Origin of the sequence: Pseudomonas sp. RIT-PI-q (genome assembly GCF_001297125.1) — a bacterium.
Classification (GTDB): Bacteria; Pseudomonadota; Gammaproteobacteria; order Pseudomonadales; family Pseudomonadaceae; genus Aquipseudomonas.
The window spans coordinates 85051-107496 of record NZ_LHPC01000039.1 but is presented as its reverse complement, the minus strand read 5'-3'; the positions used below and the strand labels follow the sequence as shown (position 1 = coordinate 107496).

25 protein-coding genes are annotated in these 22446 nt (G+C 60.6%); 9 read left to right on the top strand and 16 right to left on the bottom strand.

Annotated features, from left to right (window positions below):
- Positions 1-79: 79 nt before the first annotated feature.
- Complete coding sequence (locus AEQ67_RS21160) at positions 80-610, bottom strand: ferritin-like domain-containing protein (protein WP_059405774.1); 531 nt, start codon at positions 608-610, stop codon at positions 80-82.
- 135 nt (positions 611-745) lie between these two features.
- On the bottom strand, positions 746-1690 hold the full coding sequence (locus AEQ67_RS21155) for a LysR substrate-binding domain-containing protein (protein ID WP_161807481.1): 945 nt from the start codon (positions 1688-1690) through the stop codon (positions 746-748).
- 104 nt (positions 1691-1794) lie between these two features.
- Here AEQ67_RS21155 and AEQ67_RS21150 point away from each other — a divergent pair, with 104 nt between their 5' ends.
- The 3 genes from AEQ67_RS21150 to AEQ67_RS21140 all read left to right on the top strand — a co-directional run bounded on the left by AEQ67_RS21150 (position 1795) and on the right by AEQ67_RS21140 (position 3738).
- Positions 1795-2433: an FMN-dependent NADH-azoreductase gene (locus AEQ67_RS21150; protein WP_059405772.1), complete on the top strand. Its 639-nt coding sequence runs from the start codon at positions 1795-1797 to the stop codon at positions 2431-2433.
- Positions 2434-2739, top strand: coding sequence for a DMT family transporter (locus AEQ67_RS21145; RefSeq protein WP_034149667.1), 306 nt, complete (start codon positions 2434-2436; stop codon positions 2737-2739).
- A gap of 108 nt (positions 2740-2847) precedes the next feature.
- Complete coding sequence (locus tag AEQ67_RS21140; protein WP_059405771.1) at positions 2848-3738, top strand: esterase/lipase family protein; 891 nt, start codon at positions 2848-2850, stop codon at positions 3736-3738.
- A gap of 89 nt (positions 3739-3827) precedes the next feature.
- Here the strand turns inward: AEQ67_RS21140 and AEQ67_RS21135 are convergent, their stop codons facing one another.
- The gene (locus AEQ67_RS21135) at positions 3828-4715 is read right to left on the bottom strand and encodes a DMT family transporter (protein ID WP_059405886.1); all 888 of its coding nucleotides are present in this window, start codon (positions 4713-4715) and stop codon (positions 3828-3830) included.
- A gap of 96 nt (positions 4716-4811) precedes the next feature.
- On the opposite strand from AEQ67_RS21135, the gene AEQ67_RS21130 reads away from it, so the two are divergent.
- The 3 genes from AEQ67_RS21130 (at position 4812) to AEQ67_RS21120 (ending at position 7228) form a co-directional block, all read left to right on the top strand.
- Positions 4812-5606, top strand: a complete 795-nt coding sequence (locus tag AEQ67_RS21130) for an AraC family transcriptional regulator (protein WP_059405770.1) — start codon at positions 4812-4814, stop codon at positions 5604-5606.
- Between the two features lie 63 nt (positions 5607-5669).
- Entirely contained in the window at positions 5670-5975 is a 306-nt protein-coding gene (locus AEQ67_RS21125) for a PsiF family protein (protein WP_059405769.1), read from the top strand.
- Between the two features lie 239 nt (positions 5976-6214).
- A complete protein-coding gene (locus AEQ67_RS21120; RefSeq protein WP_059405768.1) occupies positions 6215-7228 on the top strand; it encodes an AI-2E family transporter in 1014 nt (337 codons plus the stop codon).
- 142 nt (positions 7229-7370) lie between these two features.
- Here AEQ67_RS21120 and AEQ67_RS21115 read toward each other — a convergent pair whose 3' ends face one another.
- Positions 7371-8645 (bottom strand): Hsp70 family protein, encoded by a 1275-nt coding sequence (locus AEQ67_RS21115; RefSeq protein ID WP_059405767.1) that lies wholly within the window; start codon positions 8643-8645, stop codon positions 7371-7373.
- A 296-nt stretch (positions 8646-8941) separates the two neighbouring features.
- Between AEQ67_RS21115 and AEQ67_RS21110 the strand changes: the two genes are divergently transcribed.
- Positions 8942-9889 carry a DnaJ C-terminal domain-containing protein gene (locus AEQ67_RS21110; RefSeq protein ID WP_059405766.1) on the top strand — a complete coding sequence of 316 codons (948 nt, stop codon included), beginning with the start codon at positions 8942-8944 and terminating at the stop codon, positions 9887-9889.
- Between the two features lie 23 nt (positions 9890-9912).
- Positions 9913-10218 carry a chaperone modulator CbpM gene (locus AEQ67_RS21105; RefSeq protein ID WP_059405765.1) on the top strand — a complete coding sequence of 102 codons (306 nt, stop codon included), beginning with the start codon at positions 9913-9915 and terminating at the stop codon, positions 10216-10218.
- A gap of 48 nt (positions 10219-10266) precedes the next feature.
- On the opposite strand, the gene AEQ67_RS21100 is transcribed toward AEQ67_RS21105, so the two are convergent.
- Positions 10267-11106, bottom strand: coding sequence for an RHS repeat-associated core domain-containing protein (locus tag AEQ67_RS21100; protein ID WP_059405764.1), 840 nt, complete (start codon positions 11104-11106; stop codon positions 10267-10269).
- Positions 11107-11348: 242 nt separating this feature from the next.
- Complete coding sequence (locus AEQ67_RS21095; protein WP_059405763.1) at positions 11349-12479, bottom strand: sensor histidine kinase; 1131 nt, start codon at positions 12477-12479, stop codon at positions 11349-11351.
- Positions 12480-12981: 502 nt separating this feature from the next.
- Between AEQ67_RS21095 and AEQ67_RS21090 the strand changes: the two genes are divergently transcribed.
- Positions 12982-13377 (top strand): DUF6124 family protein, encoded by a 396-nt coding sequence (locus AEQ67_RS21090; RefSeq protein WP_059405762.1) that lies wholly within the window; start codon positions 12982-12984, stop codon positions 13375-13377.
- 247 nt (positions 13378-13624) lie between these two features.
- On the opposite strand, the gene ureC is transcribed toward AEQ67_RS21090, so the two are convergent.
- From ureC to urtB, 10 genes are all read right to left on the bottom strand, one after another.
- Complete coding sequence (ureC, locus tag AEQ67_RS21085) at positions 13625-15325, bottom strand: urease subunit alpha (RefSeq protein ID WP_059405761.1); 1701 nt, start codon at positions 15323-15325, stop codon at positions 13625-13627.
- A 129-nt stretch (positions 15326-15454) separates the two neighbouring features.
- The gene (locus tag AEQ67_RS21080; RefSeq protein ID WP_059405760.1) at positions 15455-15760 is read right to left on the bottom strand and encodes an urease subunit beta; all 306 of its coding nucleotides are present in this window, start codon (positions 15758-15760) and stop codon (positions 15455-15457) included.
- Positions 15760-16293 (bottom strand): GNAT family N-acetyltransferase, encoded by a 534-nt coding sequence (locus AEQ67_RS21075; protein ID WP_059405759.1) that lies wholly within the window; start codon positions 16291-16293, stop codon positions 15760-15762. Before AEQ67_RS21075 ends, AEQ67_RS21080 begins: the two co-directional genes overlap by 1 nt.
- Before the next feature lie 6 nt (positions 16294-16299).
- A complete protein-coding gene (locus AEQ67_RS21070; protein ID WP_059405758.1) occupies positions 16300-16833 on the bottom strand; it encodes a GNAT family N-acetyltransferase in 534 nt (177 codons plus the stop codon).
- Between the two features lie 9 nt (positions 16834-16842).
- Positions 16843-17145 (bottom strand): urease subunit gamma, encoded by a 303-nt coding sequence (ureA, locus tag AEQ67_RS21065; protein ID WP_033055605.1) that lies wholly within the window; start codon positions 17143-17145, stop codon positions 16843-16845.
- A gap of 128 nt (positions 17146-17273) precedes the next feature.
- Entirely contained in the window at positions 17274-18113 is an 840-nt protein-coding gene (locus tag AEQ67_RS21060) for an urease accessory protein UreD (protein ID WP_059405757.1), read from the bottom strand.
- A gap of 30 nt (positions 18114-18143) precedes the next feature.
- Positions 18144-18842 carry an urea ABC transporter ATP-binding subunit UrtE gene (gene urtE, locus AEQ67_RS21055; RefSeq protein WP_059405756.1) on the bottom strand — a complete coding sequence of 233 codons (699 nt, stop codon included), beginning with the start codon at positions 18840-18842 and terminating at the stop codon, positions 18144-18146.
- A 105-nt stretch (positions 18843-18947) separates the two neighbouring features.
- The gene (gene urtD / locus AEQ67_RS21050) at positions 18948-19817 is read right to left on the bottom strand and encodes an urea ABC transporter ATP-binding protein UrtD (RefSeq protein ID WP_059405755.1); all 870 of its coding nucleotides are present in this window, start codon (positions 19815-19817) and stop codon (positions 18948-18950) included.
- Positions 19814-20893 (bottom strand): urea ABC transporter permease subunit UrtC, encoded by a 1080-nt coding sequence (gene urtC / locus AEQ67_RS21045; RefSeq protein WP_059405754.1) that lies wholly within the window; start codon positions 20891-20893, stop codon positions 19814-19816. Before urtC ends, urtD begins: the two co-directional genes overlap by 4 nt.
- Positions 20893-22395 carry an urea ABC transporter permease subunit UrtB gene (gene urtB, locus AEQ67_RS21040; RefSeq protein WP_059405753.1) on the bottom strand — a complete coding sequence of 501 codons (1503 nt, stop codon included), beginning with the start codon at positions 22393-22395 and terminating at the stop codon, positions 20893-20895. Before urtB ends, urtC begins: the two co-directional genes overlap by 1 nt.
- Between the last annotated feature and the right edge of the window lie 51 nt (positions 22396-22446).

The window sequence follows — 22446 nt, the reverse complement described above, 5'->3', positions numbered from 1 at the left end:
CGCGGGCAAGCCTCGCTCCTACAGGTTTTGTAGTGACCTGTAGGAGCGAGGCTTGCCCGCGATGGCGGTCTATCTGGCGCTACATATCTCTCAGCAGGTCGGCCATGTCATCGGCATGCTCTTCTTCCTGGGCCAGGATGTCTTCGAAGATGCGCCGGGTGGTCGGGTCTTTTTCGCCCACGTACTGAATGATCTCGCGGTAGCTGTCGATGGCAATGCGCTCGGCGACCAGGTCTTCATAGACCATCTCTTTGAGTGAATTGCCGGCCACGTATTGGGCGTGGGAGTTTTTCGACAGCAGGTCAGGGTTGAACTCCGGTTCTCCGCCCAGTTGCACGATACGCTCGGCCAGACGGTCGGCGTGTTCGGCTTCCTGGGTCGCGTGCTCGAGGAATTCGTCGGCGGCGACCTGGGCTTTCAGGCCGTTGGCCATGAAGTAGTGGCGCTTGTAGCGCAACACGCAGACCAGTTCGGTGGCCAGCGAGGCGTTGAGCAGGCGCAGCACTTCTTCACGGTCGGCGCTGTAGCTTTCGGTCACGGCGCCATTCTCGACGTTCTTGCGGGCACGTTCGCGGAGGGTGGTTACATCAGACAAATGCATGTCGCTCATCTCGATCTCCTGGAGGCTAATCCGGTTGGCGTCACGCCTCTGAGGACGTGATCGCTACTTAAGGTGTGAGTGATGAGCGTCGCGAAAAGTTTTAAGTATTTTGGCAATCGAAAAGATCGCAGGCAGCGCCAGCTCCTACAGGGGAATGTGCTGTGCCGAAGGCTGCGATCTTGGCAATAGACCAGACAATCGAGCTTCCTCCTGCAACCACGCAAAAAATGCGCGGACGGGCGGATGTCGCTCGCGACCCGGTACACACAGCGCGGCGTACCCGGCGCCATCGACCTGAACATCACCCCGATAAGCCACGAGCAACCCGCTGGCCACGCTCTCGGACACCAGAATATTGCTCGCCAGCACCAGGCCTTGCCCGGCAATCGCCGCTTGCAGGGCGTAATGCTCTTCGTCGTATTCACGCACGGCCGGTTGTCCTGTCAGCCAAGCCTCGCCGGACTGCGCACACCAGGCTTCCCAGCCGTGGGCGTACAGTTTGGAGTTGTGCCAGCGCACGCTGATCAACGTCGGTGTCCGACTGGCGGCCAGCGCCACTTGCTCCGGCGAGCCATAGACCCCGAACGATTCATCGAACAGGCACAACCCATAAAGGTTCGGGTAGTCATCGAGGCTGTAGCGCACCACCAGATCGACGCTGGCGTCCTGATGCAAATCGATGACCTCGCAATGGGTGTCGAGCCGCAGGCTGATGTTCGGGTGCCGGGCGTAGAACCGTCCCAGGCGCGGCACCAGCCATAACGCGGCGAAGGCCGCCGTGGTGGAGATCGTCAGGCTCGCGCCGCTGCGTTGCGGGCGCAAGGTGTCGACGCTTTGCGCCACTTCCAGAAAAGCACCGTGCAGGCTGCGGAACAGCCGCTCGCCACAGTCGGTGAGGCGCACTTGCCGGGGCAGTCGCTCGAACAGCGGCACACCCAGCCAACTCTCCAGCGAACGGATCTGATGGGACACCGCCGTCGGCGTCACCGCGAGTTCTTCAGCGGCAGCCTTGAAGCTCAGCAGGCGCGAGGCGGATTCAAAGGCACGCAGGGCGGTCAGTGGCAGCGAAGCAAACATTGAACACTCCATGGATGAAATGGATTCATCCAGACTGATTTCTACTCATTTGAAGGCAGGCCGCTAAGAGCTTCAAGCTGCAAGCCACAAGCAGTTTAGTCCTTCAGGAGATTCAGATGAGCAGAATTCTTGCCGTTCACGCCAGTCCCCGTGGCGACCGTTCACATTCACGGCGTTTGGCCGAAGTGTTTCTGTCGGCGTGGCAGACGTTCAATCCTCAGTCGCATCTGACGCGTCGCGAAGTCGGCCGAGCGTTGATTCCGCCGGTCAACGAGGCGTTTGTCGCCGCCGCGTTTTACCCGGAGCCCGATGCCCGCCCGCTGTCGATGCAGGCTGACCTGGCGTTCAGTGATGAGCTGGTGGGCGAATTGCTCGGTCATGACGTGCTGGTGATTTCCACGCCGATGCACAACTTCAGCGTGCCCAGCGGCCTCAAGGCCTGGATCGATCAGATCGTACGGCTCGGCTTGACCTTCAATCACACCCTCGACAATGGCGTCGCCCAATACGAGCCACTGGTGCTGGGCAAGAAGGCGCTGATCGTCACCAGTCGCGGCGGATCCGGTTTCGGGCCAGGAGGTGAGCTGGAAGCCCTGAACCACGCCGATCCGCTATTACGCACCGCGCTGGGATTCATCGGCATCACCGATGTCACCGTGGTCGCCGCCGAGGGTGAAGAGTCCGCCGAGCGCACCTTCGCGATTTCGGCGGCCGAAGCCGAGCAGCGATTGCTGGCGCTGGCCAGGGAGTTCTAGATGGCCTGGTTGTTTTTGCTGATCGCCGCCGGGTTCGAAGTCACCTTCGCCATGGGCATGAAATACGCCGAAGGCTTCACCCGGCTCTGGCCGTCGCTGATCACCGTCGTGGCGGCAGTGGGCGGGATTTATTTCCTGACCCTGGCCATGCGCGAATTGCCGGTGAGCATTGCCTACCCGATCTGGACCGCCATCGGTTCACTGGGCACGGTGTTTCTTGGCTTCGCGCTGCTCGGTGAAAGCCTGACAGCGGTCAAACTGGTGTCGGTCGGGCTGATCGTGGCGGGCGTGGTGGGGCTGAAATAGGGCGGATGTCATAAACTGGTCGTCGAGTTGTCATCTTCGGTGACGATGCTTGGCGGGTGTCTTGCATTCAGCCTTGCGTCACCTCATCGATCACAAGGACGTTCACCCATGTCGCAAGGTTCCGCCACGCGTTACCCCTTGGTGTTGGTCCCGGGAATGCTCGGGTTTATCCGCCTGCTGCTCTACCCGTATTGGTACGGGATCATTGCCGCGTTGCGTCGGGGTGGCGCCACGGTGATCGCGGTGCAGGTCTCGCCGCTGCATTCCAGCGAAGTGCGCGGCGAGCAACTGCTGGCGCGGATCGAGGAAATCCTCCGGGAAACCGGGGCCGAGAAGGTCAATCTGATTGGCCACAGCCAAGGCTCGTTGACCGCCCGCTATGCAGCGGCCAAACGCCCGGACCGGGTCGCCTCGGTTACTTCGGTGGCCGGGCCCAATCATGGGTCGGAGCTGGCGGATTACCTGCACAAACACTATCCGGGAGACAGCGCCATGGGGCGGATCCTGAGCGTTTTGCTGCGCTGGATCGCGGCGCTGATGAGCCTGCTGGAAACCGGCTATCGCGGGCCGAAGCTGCCGGTGGATATCCATGCCTCCCATCATTCGCTGACGACGGAAGGCGTGGCGCTGTTCAACCAGCGTTATCCACAGGGCTTGCCGCAGACGTGGGGCGGGCATGGGCCGGAAGAGGTCAACGGCGTGCGTTATTACTCCTGGTCCGGGACGTTGCAGCCGGGCAAGACTGATCGCGGGCGCAACCTGTTCGACGGGACTAATCGCAGTTGCCGGTTGTTTGCCAGGACCTTCGTTCGCGAAACCGGGCATTGCGACGGGATGGTCGGGCGTTACAGCTCGCACTTGGGGACGGTGATCGGCGATGAGTACCCGATGGATCACTTCGATATCGTCAATCAGTCGCTGGGGTTGGTGGGCAAGGGGGCGGAGCCGATTCGGTTGTTTGTCGAGCATGCGGCGCGGTTAAAGGCTGCAGGGGTTTAGACCGCGTTATCGTTCATCGCGGGCAAGCCACGCTCCCACAGGGTTTGGTAATACCTGTAGGAGCGAGGCTTGCCCGCGAAGGCGTCAGATCAGGCAACACTTATCTTTCTGCCCAACACCGTCGTCCAGCGCTCAGAAAGAATCACCCCACCCAACGTAAACATCCCACCCACCAAGTGATACAGCGCCAACTGCTCATGCAGCACCACCGCCGCAATCAGCGCAGTAATCAGCGGCAGCAGATTGAAAAACAGCGTGGTCCGGCTCGGCCCAAGGCGCACCACCGCTTGCATCCACGCCAACGGCGCAATCATCGAAGCCAGCAGGCAGGCATAGAGCACCAGCGGAATATTGCGCAAGGTCAGGCCGGTTTTCTGTGAGAACAGAAACAGCGGAAACAACACTACCACCGCCACCAGCACCTGCAAATACAACAACACCAGCGGCGGCAAACGCAGCTGCCATTTTTTCAGCAGGGTGCTGTAGATCGCGTAGGCCAGGGTTGCGATCAGCATCATCGCATCGCCCAGATTCACCCCGTGCTCCAGCAGCGTGGCGAGGCTGCCGGACGACACCACCACCAGCACCCCCGCAAACGACAGCACCGCACCGGCCAATGCGCCGGCAGTCAGGCGCTGGCCGAGGCTGATAATCGCCATGGCCAACGACATCAACGGCATCAACGACAGAATGATGCCCATGTTAGTGGCCGAGGTCAGGGACGCGGCGAAATACGCCAGGCTCTGATAGACCGCCATGCCCAGCACGCCGAGGATGAAAATCTTGCCCAGGTTCGGGCGGATCAGCGGCCAATGGGTGATTACGGGTTTGAGCATAAAGGGCGTGAATAAAACACCGGCCAGCAGCCAGCGGTAGAAACCGATCTCGGCGGGGAAGATCGCCCCGGCCGACATTTTGGTGATCACGGTATTGCCGGCCCAGATGAAAATGGCCAGCAGGGGATAAGCGTATTGCATCGGATAAAACCAGAACATTAATGAGGGGTGATTATCGCCTGTCTGGATACAAGCCTATACTTCGATCCAGACAATCGGCCCCTGATGACGGACAGCATGACCAGTAAACACATCGACCTGCTGGATTTCAGCCAACTGCCGGCCCCGGTGTACTTCCGCTATGCCGATTTTGACGCGCACCGTTTTGCCTCGGCTCACCGGCATCCGTGGGGCACGCTGGAGTATTCGGCCCACGGCGTGTTGCACATGGAAATCGGCGGCAGCCGCTTCATGTCGCCGCCGCAATACGCGGTGTGGGTGCCGCCGCAGACCGAACACAGTTTCTACAGCAACCAGCCGATCAACTACCGCGCGGTGTGTCTGGATCCGCCGTTGTGCCGCGATCTGCCGCAACAGGCCTGCACCCTGGCCATCAGCGACATCCTCAAAGCGATCCTCAAAGACTTTGCTGCCCGGGACGTGAAGATTCCCGAGCAGGACGCGGACAAACGTCTGGCCCAGGTGTTGGTGGATCAGCTGCAACAGGCGCCGGTGCATGAGTGTTATTTGCCTTACGCCACCAGTCCCGGGCTGCTCGGGATACTCGAAGCCTTGCAGGCCGAGCCTGGGGATAACCGGCCCTTGTCGGCATGGGCGGTGCAGATCCATGTCAGCGAACGCACCCTGGCGCGGCAATTCGTGCGCGAGTTGGGCATGAGTTTTGGTGAGTGGCGCCAGCGCTTGCGGTTTCTCGCGGCGATTGAAGCGCTGGACAGCCACCGCAGCATCCAGGAAATCGCCTTCGACATGGGCTACAGCACCGGCTCGGCGTTTATCGCGATGTTCCAGCGTCAGGCCGGGTGCACGCCGGAGCAGTATCGCCGCAGCCACCTTGAGGGCAGGAAGGTGTAACAGGCTTTGTCTACACTGCACAACGAGGCCGTGCCCCTCGGTGCGGTAAAAGGAGAAAACTCCATGAAGATGTTGCGTGTCCCTTTGTTGATGATCGGCTTGCTGCTCTGCTCCCAGGGCTTCGCCGCCACGGCCCAACAGAACAAAATGACCACCTGCAACGCCGACGCTACCGCAAAAAGCCTCAAGGGCGATGAGCGCAAGACATTCATGAGCACGTGCCTGAAATCGGCGCCGGCCGCCAATGACGCGAAAACCCTGACCCCGCAGCAAGAGAAGATGAAAACCTGCAACGCCGACGCCGCCACCAAAGCCTTGAAGGGCGATGAGCGCAAGGCGTTCATGAGTAATTGCCTGAAGAACAAATAAGTAGGGGAAATTTGCGGTGACCCTACTGGCCTCATCGCGGGCAAGCCCGCTCCCACATGGCATCCGTCTGAACAAAAAATGTGCAGACATCCGAGATCCCTGTGGGAGCGGGCTTGCCCGCGATGAGGCCCGAGAGAGCGGTGAAAAGCCCCACTAAGGTCGACCACCACAATCCCTAGTGCTGGCACCGGAACGCTGGCAGACTGCCAATCCTTTTACGCCGTTCGTTTTGAGGCTGTATGCCAACGTTTTCTCAGCGTCACGTTTTGCTGCTAATCAGTTGGATCATTATTTTCGGCGGGCTGCTGCTGGTGATTCCGCTGCGCCTGCTGCCCAGCCTGCTGGCCGGGCTGCTGGTGTTCGAACTGGTCAACATGCTCACCCCGCAATTGCAGCGGCTGATCGAAGGTCGGCGTGCGCGCTGGCTGGCGGTGGCGTTGCTCGGGACGTTAGTGGTCAGCGTGCTGACACTGATCTTCGCCGGCGCCATCAGCTTTCTGCTGCACGAAGCGGAAAACCCCGGCGCGTCGCTCGACAAGTTCATGCACGTGGTCGACCGCGCGCGCGGGCAATTGCCGCCGTTCATCGACGCCTATCTGCCGGCCAGTGCCGCCGAATTCCGCGTGGCCATCGGCGATTGGCTGAGCAAACACCTCAGCGACTTGCAACTGGTAGGCAAGGACGCGGCGCACATGTTCGTGACGCTGCTGATCGGCATGGTGCTGGGGGCGATCATTGCCTTGCAGCGAGTGCCCGACGTGACCAAGCGCAAGCCGCTGGCCGCCGCGCTGTTTGACCGGCTGCACCTGCTGGTCCAGGCGTTTCGCAACATCGTGTTCGCGCAGATCAAGATTTCCCTGCTCAACACCTTCTTCACCGGGATCTTCCTGGCGGTGGTCCTGCCGATGTTCGGCATCAAGCTGCCGCTGACCAAAACCCTGATCGTGCTGACCTTCCTGCTCGGCTTGTTGCCGGTGATCGGCAACCTGATGTCGAACACCCTGATCACCATCGTCGGCCTGTCGCTGTCGATCTGGGTGGCAGTGGCGGCGCTGGGTTACCTGATTTTTATCCACAAGCTCGAATACTTCCTCAACGCGCGCATCGTCGGCGGGCAGATCAGTGCCAAGTCGTGGGAGTTGCTGTTGGCAATGCTGGTGTTCGAGGCCGCGTTCGGCCTGCCGGGGGTGGTGGCGGGGCCGATTTATTACGCGTACCTGAAGAGTGAGTTGAAGCTGGTGGGGATGGTTTGATCTGGCAGATAGGTATCGCCTGATCTGACGCTATCGCGGGCAAGCCCGCTCCCACAGGTTTTGTGCCGTACTCAATGCCGGCGAACGACGCAAATCCTGTGGGAGCGTGGCTTGCCCGCGATGGGGGCGACTCGGTTTCAGGTCAATCCATCGTGCCGTAACGCTTCATCGCCTCGATCGCCAACCCGCTGCCGATGCTGCCAAAGATGTTCCCTTCCACATGCCGCGCATTCGGCAACATCGCCGAGACGCTGTTGCGCAGCGCCGGAATCCCGCTCGAACCACCGGTGAAGAACACCGTATCCACCTGATCGACCCGCACATTGGCGTCGGTCAGCAGCTGGGTCACGCTGTTGCGCACGCGCTCCAGCAGGTTGTCGATGGCCGATTCGAACAGCGCCCGGCTCAGCTCCACGCTCAGCCCCGGCTCGATGCGGTCCAGCGGCACATGACGGCTGTCGGCGTGGGTCAGCTGGATCTTGGTTTCTTCCACTTCCATGGCCAGCCAGTGACCGGCGCGCTGGTCGATCAGCTTGAACAGGCGATCGATGCCGCCGGTGTCTTCGATGTCGTAACGCATGCTGCCCAGTGCCAGGGTCGACTTCTGCGAGTACACCGAGTTGATGGTGTGCCAGGTCGCCAGGTTCATGTGGTGGCTGGTCGGCATGTAGGCGCCGCTCTTCATGCGGCTGCCGTAGCCGAACAGCGGCATCAGGCCTTGCAGGCTCAATTGCTTGTCGAAATCGGTCCCGCCGATGTGCACGCCGCCGGTGGCGAGGATGTCATCGTGACGGTTGTCGTGGGTGCGGCGCTCAGGGGACAGGCGCACCAGCGAGAAGTCGGACGTACCCCCGCCGATGTCGACGATCAGTACCAGCTCTTCTTTTTCGATGGTCGACTCATAGTCGAACGCCGCCGCAATCGGTTCGTACTGGAACGACACGTCCTTGAAACCAATGGCGCGGGCCACGTCCACCAGGGTGTTTTCGGCTTCCTGGTCGGCCATTTCATCGTCATCGACGAAGAACACCGGTCGGCCCAGCACCACTTCGTCGAACTCTCGACCGGCGGCAGTCTCGGCACGCTTCTTCAATTGACCGATAAACAGCCCGAGCAGGTCCTTGAACGGCATTGCCGTGCCGAGGACACTGGTGTCGTGCTTGATCAGCTTGGAACCCAACAGGCTCTTGAGCGAGCGCATCAGCCGGCCTTCGTAGCCTTCCAGGTACTCGTGCAGCGCCAGCCGGCCGTACACCGGGCGGCGTTCTTCCATATTGAAAAAGACCACCGAGGGCAGCGTGATCTTGTCGTCCTCCAGCGCGATCAGCGTTTCCATGCCGGGGCGCAGCCAGCCGACGGTGGAGTTGGACGTGCCGAAGTCGATACCACAGGCACGGGCTGGAGATGCGTTTTTCATGTCTATCGAGTTCCGGTTAAAAAACGGCCGCGCAGTGTATGTCAGTGCGGCGAATATTCGAAGGCCGACTATCCGCTAAATCTCAGCTATTAGCGCCTTGAAAGACTATCCTTTGCCCCAAACTTGTCTGCATTGGCCCTGGCAGCCATCCGGCGGTCGCAAGAACCGCCACCTGCTGCCGATAAACTTCTGATGCGCTGCCCGGTCACAACCTTGAGATCGGTCAACCTAGCGGCTGGTAACAAGCGCATGCTGCCGGTGGTGGCGCGATATCGATAACGGATGGTGATCCTTAGATGGACTTCAAAGACTATTACAAGATTCTCGGCGTGGAGCCGACAGCGGACGATAAGGCGATCAAGGCCGCCTATCGCAAGCTGGCGCGCAAATACCACCCCGACGTCAGCAAGGAAAAGGACGCCGAAGCCAAGTTCAAGGATGCCTCGGAAGCCTATGAAGCGTTGAAAAACGCCGACAAGCGCGCCGAATACGACGACTTGCGCAAATACGGCCAGCACGGCCAACCGTTCCAGGGCCCGCCAGGTTGGCAGGGGCGTGGTGCCGGTGGCTTCGGCGGAGGTCAGGACACAGGTGATTTTTCGGACTTCTTCAGTTCGATCTTCGGCAACCGTGGCCCCGGTTTTGGGGGTGGAGAGTCGCGTCGCAGCACCGGACGTCGAGGGCACGACGTGGAAATGGAACTCGGAATTTTTCTGGAAGAAACCCTCTCGAACGAATCGAAGAAGGTCACCTTCCAGGTGCCGCAGTACAACGCTGCCGGCCAGCATGTCAGCAACACCAGCAAAAGCCTGAACGTGAAAATCCCGGCCGGCGTGGCCGACGGCGAGCGCATCCGCCTCAAGGGGCAGGGCGCACCGGGTGTCGGTGGCGGCGCCAATGGCGATTTGTACCTGATCATTCGTTTTGCGCCGCATCCGAAATACGACGTCGAAGGCGAGAACCTGATCATTACCTTACCCCTGGCTCCCTGGGAGTTGGCATTGGGTACGGAAGTCGCGGTGCCGACCCTCACCGGCAAGATCAACCTCAAGGTCCCGGCCGGCAGCCAGAACGGCCAGCGCATGCGCGCCAAGGGCCACGGCCTGCTGAACAAGGCCGGCGAGCGTGGCTACCTGTTCGTGCAACTGAAGGCCGTCATGCCCAAAACCAGCAGCGATGAGGTCAAGGCGCTGTGGCAGGAACTGGCCGAAAAAGCCGCGTTCAACCCGCGAGAAAACTTCTGATCCCAGAGACGGAGTAGCCCATCATGAGCAACCCCCTGATCGTTCAACTGGACATGGCAGAATTCTGTGAGGCGACCGACCTGTCGGACGTCTACGTGATCGAAATCGTCGAACACGGCATCCTCGAACCTCAGGGCACACAGCCCAAGGATTGGCGGTTCACCGACTATGAGCTGGTGCTGGCCAAGCGTGCCGCCAAGCTGCGTCGGGAGTTGGAACTGGAGTGGGAAGGTGTGGCGCTGGCGCTGGACTTGTTGGAAGAGGTCCAGCAGCTGCGGGCGGAGAACCGGATGTTGAAGCAGCGTTTGGGACGGTTGGTGGTGGAGTAGGGATCGGGCTTGCGGGGACCGCGGTCGTCAATGCTGACGACCACATTCCTAATTTTTTCTCGCGGCTTCGATTTTTTTTTGGATGTCACTCATTGATATTTTTTCCACACTGCTCAAGTTGCCATTCCTGAAACTGTAAAAACGCGTAGGGCCACCCGGAAGTTCTCGTGAGGCAGGGAGCGGCGGTTCAGGGAATACAAATGGTCTGCTATGCCAGATTTCAATAGGTGGTTGATCGGAAGCTGTGCTGGCGATGCTTACCTGTCCTCCTGTGTCATTAAAACGAGGCAGCTGTTTCTTTGGTGGAATTGGCGGAGGTGTTTCAGTGCGTTTCCAAGGCCCTATATCCTTAACCTCGTATTTTTGAACCTCCTTGGTCTGTGCTTGGATAGTTTTGTAGGCGGTCTTAGATGGAATTGCTTTAGCGGCATTCGGAATGAGAGGGCTTAAGCTCGACGTGCTGGGTGAACTGGTTAAACCTTTGTTCGGTTTTATTTTAAGAGCGCTTACTAGGCTCTTGAGCATATGTCCTGTCGGATCCGAAAAATTCACCGGATCCCCCGCGCAATACATATACGCATTCAATCCCCCCTTCCCAAACGGACTCAAACTGTCCGGGCTATGAAAACGCATCAATGTCGGGTTGTAAGCACGATAGCCATTGCCCAACAAATACCAGCCGAGACGCGCTTCGCACAGCTCACCGTTGAATCCCAGCCCAACCACAACCTGCTGCTGCGCAGACTGCTGTCCGTAGGCGGTGTAAGCGATGGCGCCAGGCTTATCCCCCGCGAGTTTGGCGATGACCGAGCTTTGTTTATCGGTTGCCAGCAATACGGTGCGTGACTGGCGCAAGTCGTGACGATCATCAACCTGTGAACGGGGCATGACGAGGCCTTCCCTATCGAATTCTTCGAATGATCAGGCCTCCAGTTTTACTCGATCAGCCTAGCATTGGGAACTATCAGAACTGATAGGTCGACCACCGACAAACAGCTACACCGCGTCCTGTAGGAGCTGCCGAGTGCAACGAGGCTGCGATCTTTTGATCTGGCTTTTGATGTTTGGCGCCAGGGATACCGATGAAGGTCACGATCAAAAGATCGCAGCCTCGTTTCACTCGACAGCTCCTACAGGGCGTTGCGGGGCAGCACCACTGTGAACATCGTGCCTTCGGTTTCGTTGGAACTGACTTCAATCGTCCCTTGATGGGCGTTGACCACTTCCTTGACGATGAACAAACCCAAACCGAGGCTCGTGGTGGGTTCGCCCAGTTCTTCGTCGGCGCTGCGCACCAGCGGATCGAAAATCGTCGCGATAGCGTCTGCCGGAATCGGTATGCCGTCGTTGTGCACGGTCAGTCGAACGCTGTCGGTATCGCCCATGAGGGTCAAGGTGACCTCGCGCTTGCTCGAGCCATGCTGCAACGCGTTGCCGATCAGGTTCTGCAGCATCTGATCGAGTCTTCGCGGGTCCCACACCCCCCGAGTATCACCCTGGATATCAAGCGTCGGAGCACATTCCGGTTGACCGGCACAGGCCCGGGCTATCGCCTCATGGGCCGCCTCGGCCAGGTCCATCGGGGCCGGTTCGATCGGCAGGCTCTTGCCCAGGCGACTGCGCACCAATTCCAGCAAATCGCTGACCATCATCGCCATGTGCCGGGTGCCGCGCTTGATGTGGTTCGCACACATCAGTGCGTCGCCTTCGAGGGTGGTTTTGCGCATCAGCATTTCAGTGGACATGCTCACCGCTTGCAGGGGGGCGCGCAGGTCGTGGCCGAGAATCGCCAGGAAGATGTCCCGCGAGCGATTGACCTGCTCGGCATAGGCGGCGGTGGATTCGGCGAGGGCTTCGTCGATGGCTTCATTGAAGCGGATCATGTCCTGGAAATAGGACATGTCCGGGGATTCGAGGCTGTTGACCCACAGGCGAATCACGCAGGCGCGCAGGTGACGGAATTCGCTGGTCATCTGCACCAGGTCGAACCCTACGGTATGGCGCAGTTCACCGTGGCTGGCGCCGGCCTCGTCCAGGCTCGGGGTTTTTTCCGGGCCTTCGCCACGGGCCTTGGCCAGTTGCTCGCTGGCGGTCTGGGGTTTGCTCATGTCCCGTGCAGCGGCCAGCAGAATCGATTTTGAGTGGTCGCGCAGCGCGGCGCGGTCCATGGATTCGGCGGCGGGGGTGATGGTTTTGGCGAACTGCTCCCACTCATCGACGATGCGATCAACCTGTTGCACGATGAATTCGGAAAGACGCATGGTGGTTACCTGAACTTGAGTCGAAGGACAGCGAATCGAATAGTAGCCCCTTTGGCGAGAAATACACGACCGCTGATGCCGTCGGATACTTCCTCGATTTTTTCAACGTTTCATCGTGTATAGGTGTTCATCTTCGCGGATTAAACGCTATTTGGCGGCGCTTGTTTAAACCGCCTCAACGTTACTTGATGAAAGCTACAAAACCTTGTGCCGTTGCCTACAGCTGCGCCAGAATCCGCTGGCTTGTGCGTCTTTGTGTCTGGGCATATCGTTTCCGTGTCGCTGAAAAACAGCGATCGGGTTTGGTAGACCTGTTGCATCGACGCGTAGCGTCACCTTGTTCGGCCCTGTCTTGGGGCTGTGTTTTATGGTGGCCATGCGCAGGGTCCCTTCGGGGGCGCCGGTTACGATGCCCGGTCTACCAACCTTCGTATGGCCGCCACCCTTCGTTTGGTAGCGAGAGGATGAGGGCTCCTTTTCAAATAGCATCGGAGTTTCAATTATGTTCAAAGACACACCGAATCCACCGGACACCGATCCGGCCTCGCCCTACGAATCCCTCGACTCCAACAAGCTCCACGAAGCCGCCGAGCGCGCCCTCGACCATCACTTCCCGCCCAGCGAAAAGAAACCACCGAAACGCAAAGGCCAGCTCTTCAGCGTCTGCACGGACGTCAACACTGAATCACTGCTGGCCAACGCTTCGGAAGATCTGCTGTCCATCAGTGCCATTGCCGCCAACCTCGCCGACCATGTGCAAGGCTCAAGCCGCTCCGTGGCCCTGGCGCTGAGCCGCATGGCTGATGGGGTGCATTTGTTGGTGGATAAGGCGCTGGATCATCTGGATGAACCGGAAATGGCGGCAATACTCGCCAAACAACAAACCCGATCGGCGTAATGCCGAAACGCGATCCCTGTAGCCGCTGTCGAAGCCTGCGTCCGGCCCTGTAGCAGCTGTCGAGCTTGCGAGGCTGCGTTCGGCTGCGCAGCAGTCGTAAAATCAGACAATGCGGTGTTTCAGATACACCTCGCTCTCAGGTTTTACGACTGCTTCGCAGCCGAACGCAGCCTCGCAGGCTCGACAGCTGCTACAGAGACGGACGCAGCCCCGCAGGCTCGACAGCTGCTACAGGGGCGGACGCAGCTCAGAACAGGAAGTACCGCTGCGCCATCGGCAACACATCCGCCGGTTCGCACCACAGCAACACACCGTCGGCCTTGACCTGATAGGTCTGCGGGTCGACATCGATGTTCGGCAGGTAATCATTGTGGATCAGGTCGGTTTTCTGCACCTCGCGGCAGCCTTTGACCACGGCTATTTTCTTCTTCAACCCGAGGGCTTCAGGCAAGCCCGCTTCCTGTGCAGCCTGGCTGATAAACGTCAGGCTGGTGGCGTGCAGCGAGCCGCCGTAGCTGGCGAACATCGGGCGGTAATGCACCGGTTGCGGCGTTGGAATCGAGGCGTTGGCGTCGCCCATCAGGCTGGCGGCAATGGCGCCGCCCTTGAGAATCAACGTCGGTTTGACCCCGAAAAACGCTGGGCGCCACAGCACCAGATCAGCCCATTTACCCACTTCGACCGAGCCCACTTCATGGCTGATGCCGTGGGTGATTGCCGGGTTGATGGTGTACTTGGCGATGTAGCGTTTGGCGCGGAAGTTGTCGTTGCCTTCGCCGTCCTGAGGCAGCGGGCCGCGCTGTTTTTTCATTTTGTCGGCGGTTTGCCAGGTGCGTGTGATGACTTCGCCGACGCGGCCCATGGCCTGGCTGTCGGAGCTGATCATCGAGAACGCGCCGAGGTCGTGGAGGATGTCTTCGGCGGCAATCGTCTCGCGGCGGATGCGGCTTTCGGCAAACGCCACGTCCTCGGCGATGCTCGGGTCCAGGTGGTGGCAGACCATCAGCATGTCGAGGTGTTCGTCGATGGTGTTGCGGGTGAATGGCCGGGTCGGGTTGGTCGAGCTCGGCAGCACGTTGGCGAAACCGCAGGCCTTGATGATGTCCGGGGCATGCCCGCCGCCCGCGCCTTCGGTGTGATAGGTGTGGATGGTGCGGCCCTTGAAGGCGGCGAGGGTGGTTTCGACGAAGCCGGATTCGTTGAGGGTGTCGGTGTGAATTGCCACTTGCACGTCGTACTGATCGGCCACGGTCAGGCAGTTGTCGATGCTCGCCGGGGTGGTGCCCCAGTCTTCGTGCAGCTTGAGGCCGATGGCGCCGGCCTTGACCTGTTCGATCAACGGTTCCGGCAGGCTGGCGTTGCCCTTGCCGGTGAAGCCGATGTTCATCGGAAACGCGTCGGCGGCCTGGAGCATGCGCGCCAGGTGCCATGGGCCGGAGGTGCAGGTGGTGGCGTTGGTGCCGGTGGCCGGGCCGGTGCCGCCGCCGATCATGGTGGTGACGCCGCTCATCAGCGCTTCTTCGATCTGCTGCGGGCAGATGAAGTGGATGTGTGTATCGATGCCGCCCGCGGTGAGGATCATGCCTTCACCGGCGATGACTTCGGTGCTGGCGCCGACCGCGATGGTCACGTTGGGCTGGATGTCCGGATTACCGGCCTTGCCGATGGCGGCGATGCGCCCGTCCTTGAGGCCGACGTCGGCCTTGACGATGCCCCAGTGGTCGATGATCAGGGCGTTGGTGATCAGGGTGTCGACGACCTCGGCAGCCAGCAACTGGCTTTGACCCTGGCCATCGCGGATGACTTTGCCGCCGCCGAATTTCACTTCTTCGCCGTAGGTGGTGAAGTCTTTTTCGACTTCGATCCACAGTTCGGTGTCGGCCAGGCGGACCTTGTCGCCAACGGTGGGGCCGAACATGTCGGCGTAGGCTTGACGGGAAATCTTCATGTACATGCCTTGAGAATTAGTTTGGATTTGAGATCGCATTCGCGGGCAAGCCTCGCTCCTACAAGGTGACGAATTCCCCTGTAGGAGCGAGGCTTGCCCGCGAAGAGGCCAGTACAGACAGCGAATAAATTACAGGTCGCCCATGATCCGCCCGGCAAAGCCAAACACCCGGCGATGCCCGGCCAGATCGACCAGCTCGACCTCGCGGCTCTGCCCCGGTTCGAAGCGCACGGCGGTGCCGGCGGGGATGGTCAGGCGCATGCCGCGGCCGGCGGCGCGGGCGGAGGGCAGGGCGTCGTTGGTTTCAAAGAAGTGGTAATGCGAGCCGACCTGGATCGGCCGGTCGCCGCTGTTGGCCACCTTCACACTGACGGTGCGACGGCCTACGTTGAGTTCGATGTCGCCGGGCTGGATCTGGTATTCACCGGGAATCATCAATGGGCTCCTTGGAGAATCTTGTAGTAAAGGGCGGTCGGTTTGTACTGGCCGCTCGGGTCGCAGGCGTAGTCGGGGAGTTCACCGGCCTTGGTGTAGCCCAGGGCTTTGTAGAAATCTTCGGCGGGGGAGCCGGCCTCGGTGTCGAGGTAGAGCATGCCGCGCTTGTGCTGGAGGGCGGCTTGTTCCAAAGCACTCATCAACTGTTGGCCCAGGCCACGACGACGCGCGTGTTCACGCACCAGCAGTTTCTGCACTTCGGCGCGGTTCAGGCCGTTGGCCTTCTGGCACAGGGTCAGTTGCACGCTGGCCTGTACCTGTTCGTCCTTGACCACCACCCACAGCAGCACGTTGCCCTTGTTCAGGTTGTCCTGAACGTCATCGAAATAGGCGCGGGCCTGGGTCGCGTCCAGATTGGCCATGAACCCGACGCTGGCGCCATAGCCGACGGCGTCGAGCAGCAGGTCAATCAAACCCTGACGATAGTGCGCAAAGCTTTCAATATTGACGCGTCGCAGTTGGGCGGCGTTCATCGAGAGTTACTCCTTGTGGGCGGGCGGCGGCGCCGCGCCAGGATTGAGGGTCAGTTGCATGAAAGTCAGGTCCAGCCAGCGGCCAAACTTGGTGCCCACTTGGGGCATCTGCCCGGTGGTGACGAAACCGGCCCGTTCATGCAGGCGAATGGACGCGGCATTACCGCTTTCAATGGCGGCGACCATTATGTGCTTGTCACAGCGTTTGGCGCGTTCGATCAGCGCGGTCATCAGCTGTGGGCCGAGACCGTTGCCGCGCTGGTCGCTGCGCACGTACACCGAGTGCTCGACGGTATGACGGAAACCGTCGAACGGCCGCCAGTCACCAAATGAAGCGTAGCCCAGCACAGTGTTGTCGCCGTCGACGATCACCAGAATCGGATAACCCTGGGCTTGCCGGGCGCTGAACCAGGCCTGGCGATTGCCGAGGTCCACGGCCTGTTCGTTCCAGATTGCCGTGGTGTTGAGCACGGCGTCGTTGTAGATGTCGCGGATCGCCGGCAGGTCGGCGTGCACTGCATCGCGAATGTCGTATGTCATGGCGCGGCCTCAGGCGATCGGTTGGTGAACGGTGACCAGTTTGGTGCCGTCGGGGAACGTCGCTTCGACCTGGATCTCCGGGATCATTTCCGGGATACCTTCCATCACTTGTTCGCGGCTGAGCAGGGTGGTGCCGAAGTGCATCAACTCGGCGACGGTCCGGCCGTCACGAGCGCCTTCGAGCAGCGCGGCGGAAATGTACGCCATGGCTTCCGGGTAATTGAGTTTCACGCCGCGCGCCAAACGCCGCTCGGCGACGAGGCCGGCGGTGAAGATCAGCAGCTTGTCTTTTTCGCGTGGGGTCAGGTCCATCGTTGGAATCCATAATCGGCAGTTAAAAGGGTCACTCAACCTGTGTAGGAGCGTGGCTTGCCCGCGAAGGGGACCTTGAGGCCGCCAAAAGCTTCGCGGGCAAGCCTCGCTCCTACGGAGGGATGTGTTCAGGTGCTCCATATTCTGGGGGGCACGGCTCCTCGGCCGAGCAACGCCGGCCGGAGCAATCGCCATAAATCAATTAGCCAGCCGCGTGCCAAAAGCGCCTCACTGGCCAGGCATCGAGCCACCAACAGCCCCGGCAACTGGGTCAAATCCCCGCGCACGTCATTGGGCAGCGAGCGGCAGATTTCCAGCAAATCGCTATCGATCTCCCCGGTCATCAGCAACGTCGCAAACACCGGTTGCCCATCCAGGCCAATCGGCGAATCGAGCAAACCATCAGCACCGACAATGCGCTGGCGTTCGTGCCAGAGCAACTGGCCGTCGCGGCGGATGTTCAGTTGCGCCTGGAAATGCCCGAGGTCGAAACGCTCGCCGCTGGCCGGGCGACCCAGCGCCACGACGTCCCAATAGAACAGCCGGGCATCGCCTTCAAGGTCGATGGACGTACTGAGTTCAGCCTGGGCGCTACTGAAAATGATCGTCTCTTGTGGCAGCCATTCCAGTGTCGCACCGGCCGCTACTTTCAAGGTCAGCTGCTGATAAGCGGGGCCGGCGGCGCGATACCACTTGGCCGCGCCAGGGCTGGTGATTTGTGCCCAGGCATCGCAGCCGACGCTGGCCGAGATGTCCAGCCGATCACCGCCGGCAATCCCGCCCGGCGGATGCACGATGATGTGTTGGCAGACTTCAGGGCCTTCGGCATACAGGTGCTTCTGCACCCGCAGCGGGCCTTTATGCCGGCGCAGGACCGGGCGCGTGCTGTCGCCGAAACGCGCGTAGCCGAGTTCCAGCTCGGCGTGCCAGCTAGGGGTAAACAGGGCAGTGGGAATGGGTAGATTCATGGTTTCTAATTATCGTCAGGACGCTGCAGATTAGATCGTAACCAGTCCGCGCACACCCTCGGCTTCCATATTTTCGCCGCGCCCTTGCTGCACGATCTCACCCCGGGACATCACCAGGTATTGATCAGCCAGTTCGGCGGCGAAATCGTAGAACTGCTCCACCAGCAAAATCGCCATGTCGCCACGGGCCGCGAGCTTCTTGATCACCGCGCCGATCTCCTTGATCACCGACGGCTGGATGCCTTCGGTGGGCTCGTCGAGAAGCAGCAGGCGTGGTCGACTGGCCAGCGCTCGTCCGATGGCCAGTTGTTGCTGCTGGCCACCGGACAAGTCTCCGCCGCGTCGTTGCTTCATTTGCAGCAACACCGGGAACAGCTCGTAGATGAATGCCGGGACTTCCTTGGCTTCGGCACCGGGAAATCGTGAGAGGCCCATCAGCAGGTTTTCTTCCACCGTCAGCCGACCGAAGATTTCCCGACCCTGGGGCACGTAGGCGATCCCGGCATGCACCCGTTGGTGCGGCTTGAACGTGGTGATCGGTTTGCCTTCCCAGTTCACCGAGCCTTCTTTCGCTGGCAATAAACCCATCAGGCATTTGAGCAAGGTGGTCTTGCCCACACCGTTGCGCCCGAGCAGGCAAGTGACTTCACCGACCTTCACCTCAAACGTCAGGCCGCGCAGGATGTGGCTACCACCGTAGTACTGGTGCAGCTTGTCAACGTGCAGCATCTTCAAAATCTCCTCAATCCCTTGTAGGAGCGAGGCTTGCCCGCGAAGGGGACCTCAAGGCCGCCAAAAGCTTCGCGGGCAAGCCTCGCTCCTACGGGAGCTAAATCATCTTCCGAGATAAACCTCGATCACGCGCTCGTTGTCCTGCACCTGTTCCAGCGACCCTTCCGCCAACACACTGCCCTGGTGCAACACGGTGACGTGGTCGGCGATGGAGCCGACGAAGCCCATGTCGTGTTCCACCACCATCAGCGAATGCTTACCGGCCAGGCTTTTGAACAACTCGGCGGTGAATTCGGTTTCGGCGTCGGTCATGCCCGCCACCGGTTCATCGAGCAGCAGCAGTTGCGGGTCTTGCATCAGCAACATGCCGATTTCCAGAAACTGCTTTTGCCCGTGAGACAACAACCCTGCCGGGCGATTGACCGAGGTGGTCAGGCGAATGGTCTCCAACACCTCGGCGATGCGATCGTGTTGTTCGCCCGTCAGGCGAGCCCGCAGGCTGGCCCACACCGACTTGTCGGTCTTCTGTGCGAGCTCCAGGTTTTCAAACACGCTCAACGCTTCAAACACCGTCGGCTTCTGAAACTTGCGGCCAATGCCGGCCTGGGCAATTTGCACTTCGCTCATCTGCGTCAGGTCCAGGGTTTCGCCGAACCAGGCCTTGCCGTGACTGGGGCGAGTCTTGCCGGTGATCACGTCCATCAGCGTGGTTTTGCCCGCGCCGTTGGGGCCGATGATGCAACGCAGTTCACCGACGCCGATGTACAGGTTCAGATTGTTCAGCGCCTTGAAACCGTCGAAGCTGACGCTGATGTCTTCAAGTGTGAGGATCGTGCCGTGGCGAGTGTTCAGGCCTGGGCCGGCGCGTTGGCCGAGACCGATCGTATCGCGACTGGTGCCGGCGTCCTTGTTGGGTTCCACTGGGAAAAAGGCTGGTTCGAGCATGAATTCCGCCGTTGGTGTGATTCTCATTGTTCGCCCCTTTTCTTCAGCAGACCGATCACGCCTTTGGGCAGGTACAAGGTTACGACGATGAACAGGGCGCCGAGGAAGAACAGCCAATATTCGGGGAAGGCTACGGTGAACCAGCTCTTCATGCCGTTGACCACGCCGGCACCCAGCAACGGGCCGATCAGCGTGCCGCGCCCGCCCAGTGCGACCCAGACCGCCGCCTCAATGGAGTTGGTCGGCGACATTTCGCTCGGGTTGATGATCCCGACTTGCGGCACGTACAGCGCACCGGCCAAACCGCACAACACCGCACTCAGCACCCAGACAAACAGCTTGAAGCCACGCGGGTCGTAGCCGCAGAACATCAGGCGGTTTTCCGCATCGCGAAGCGCCGTCAGCACCCGGCCGAATTTGCTTTGCGCCAGGCGCCAGCCGATGAACAGGCTCGCCACCAGCAACACCACCGTGGCGAAAAACAGCACCGCGCGAGTGCCCGGTTCGGTGATGCCAAAGCCGAGTATGGTGCGGAAGTTGGTGAAGCCGTTGTTGCCGCCAAACCCGGTTTCGTTGCGGAAGAACAACAGCATCCCGGCGAAGGTCAGGGCCTGGGTCATGATCGAGAAATACACGCCCTTGATCCGCGAGCGGAAGGCGAAGAAGCCGAACACCAGCGCCAGCAATCCCGGCGCCAGCACCACCAGGCACATCGACCAGAGGAAGCTGCTGGTGCCGGTCCAGTACCACGGCAATTCAGTCCACGACAGGAACGTCATGAACGCCGGCAAGCCATCGCCCGAGGCCTGGCGCATCAGGTACATGCCCATCGCGTAGCCACCGAGGGCGAAGAACAGACCATGGCCGAGAGACAGCAAACCGGCGTAACCCCAAACCAGGTCCAGCGCCAGGGCAACGATGGCGTAGCAAAGAATCTTGCCCACCAACGTCAGTGTGTAAGCCGAGACGTGGAAAACGCTGACGGGCGACAGTAGCGACATCAACGGTAGCGCCAACAGCAAAACAAGGATCACCGCGCCGACGGCGATCGTGACTTTGGGGCCGGCCTTTTGCGTGGCCGTGAGCATCAGGGGCTGGTTCATCAGTCGATCACCCGTCCTTTCAGTGCGAAGAGGCCTTGCGGACGTTTCTGGATAAACAGAATGATCAGCGCGAGGATCAGGATCTTGCCGAGCACCGCACCGATCTGCGGTTCGAGAATCTTGTTGGCGATGCCGAGCCCGAACGCCGCCAGCACGCTACCGGCCAACTGCCCGACACCACCGAGCACCACCACCAGGAACGAGTCGATGATGTAGCTCTGGCCGAGGTCCGGGCCGACGTTGCCGATCTGGCTGAGCGCCACGCCGCCGAGGCCGGCGATGCCCGAGCCGAGGCCGAAGGCGAGCATGTCCACGCGCCCGGTAGGCACGCCGCAGCAGGCGGCCATGTTGCGGTTCTGGGTGACGGCGCGCACATTCAAGCCGAGGCGCGTCTTGTTCAGCAGCAGCCAGGTCAACACCACCACAAACAGGGCGAAGGCGATGATCACGATGCGGTTGTACGGCAGCACGAGGTTGGGCAGCACTTGAATCCCGCCCGACAACCACGCCGGGTTGGCCACTTCAACGTTCTGCGCGCCGAACACCAGCCGCACCAACTGGATCAGCATCAGGCTGATGCCCCAGGTGGCGAGCAGGGTTTCCAACGGGCGGCCGTAGAGGTGACGGATCACCGTGCGTTCCAGCGCCATACCGATGGCGGCCGTGACAAAAAACGCCACCGGTAACGCAATCAGCGGGTAGAACTCGATGGCTTGCGGCGCGAAGCGCTGGAACATCAGCTGCACCACGTACGTCGAGTACGCGCCGAGCATCAGCATCTCGCCGTGGGCCATGTTGATCACGCCGAGCAGGCCGAAGGTGATCGCCAGGCCCAACGCTGCCAACAGTAGAATCGAGCCGAGGGACATGCCACTGAAGGCCTGGCCGAGCATCTCGCCGATCAGCAGTTTGCGCTTGACCTGCGCGAGGCTGGTTTCGGCGGCGGTGCGCACACCGGCATCGATTTCGACACCCGGCTCCAGCAGACTTTCGAGGCGGGTGCGAGCCAACGGGGCGCCGGTTTCACCGAGCAGGCGCACAGCGGCGAGGCGCACGGCCGGGTCGCTGTCCACCAGTTGCAAATGGGCCAGCGCCAGGCTCAGCGCGGCATGAACGCTTTGATCTTTTTCACCCGCCAGTTGCAGGTCGAGGAATTTCAGCTGCGCCGGCTTGGCGCTTTTCTGTAATTGCTGCGCGGCGGCCAGACGGATTTTGGCGTCGGCGGCGAGCAGTTGGTGGCTGGCCAGCGCGGTGTCGATCAGGCCTCGCAGGCGGTTATTCAGGCGCAGGGTTTTCGGCTGGCCGTCGACGGTCAACTCGCCTTGTTGCAGGGCGTTGATCAGCTCGATTCGAGCCGGATCGGGCTGCGCGGCCCAGGCTTCCAGAAGTTTGGCTTGCTGCATGGGATTGGCCGCGACGAAGTCTTCGGCATCGCCGGCATGGGCGGCCATCGGCAGCAACAGCGCGATGGCGAGAATCAGACGGTAAAGGGCAGTGGGCATATCAAATGTCCTGGTCATGCGCGGACCCTGTAGGAGCTGGCTTGCCAGCGA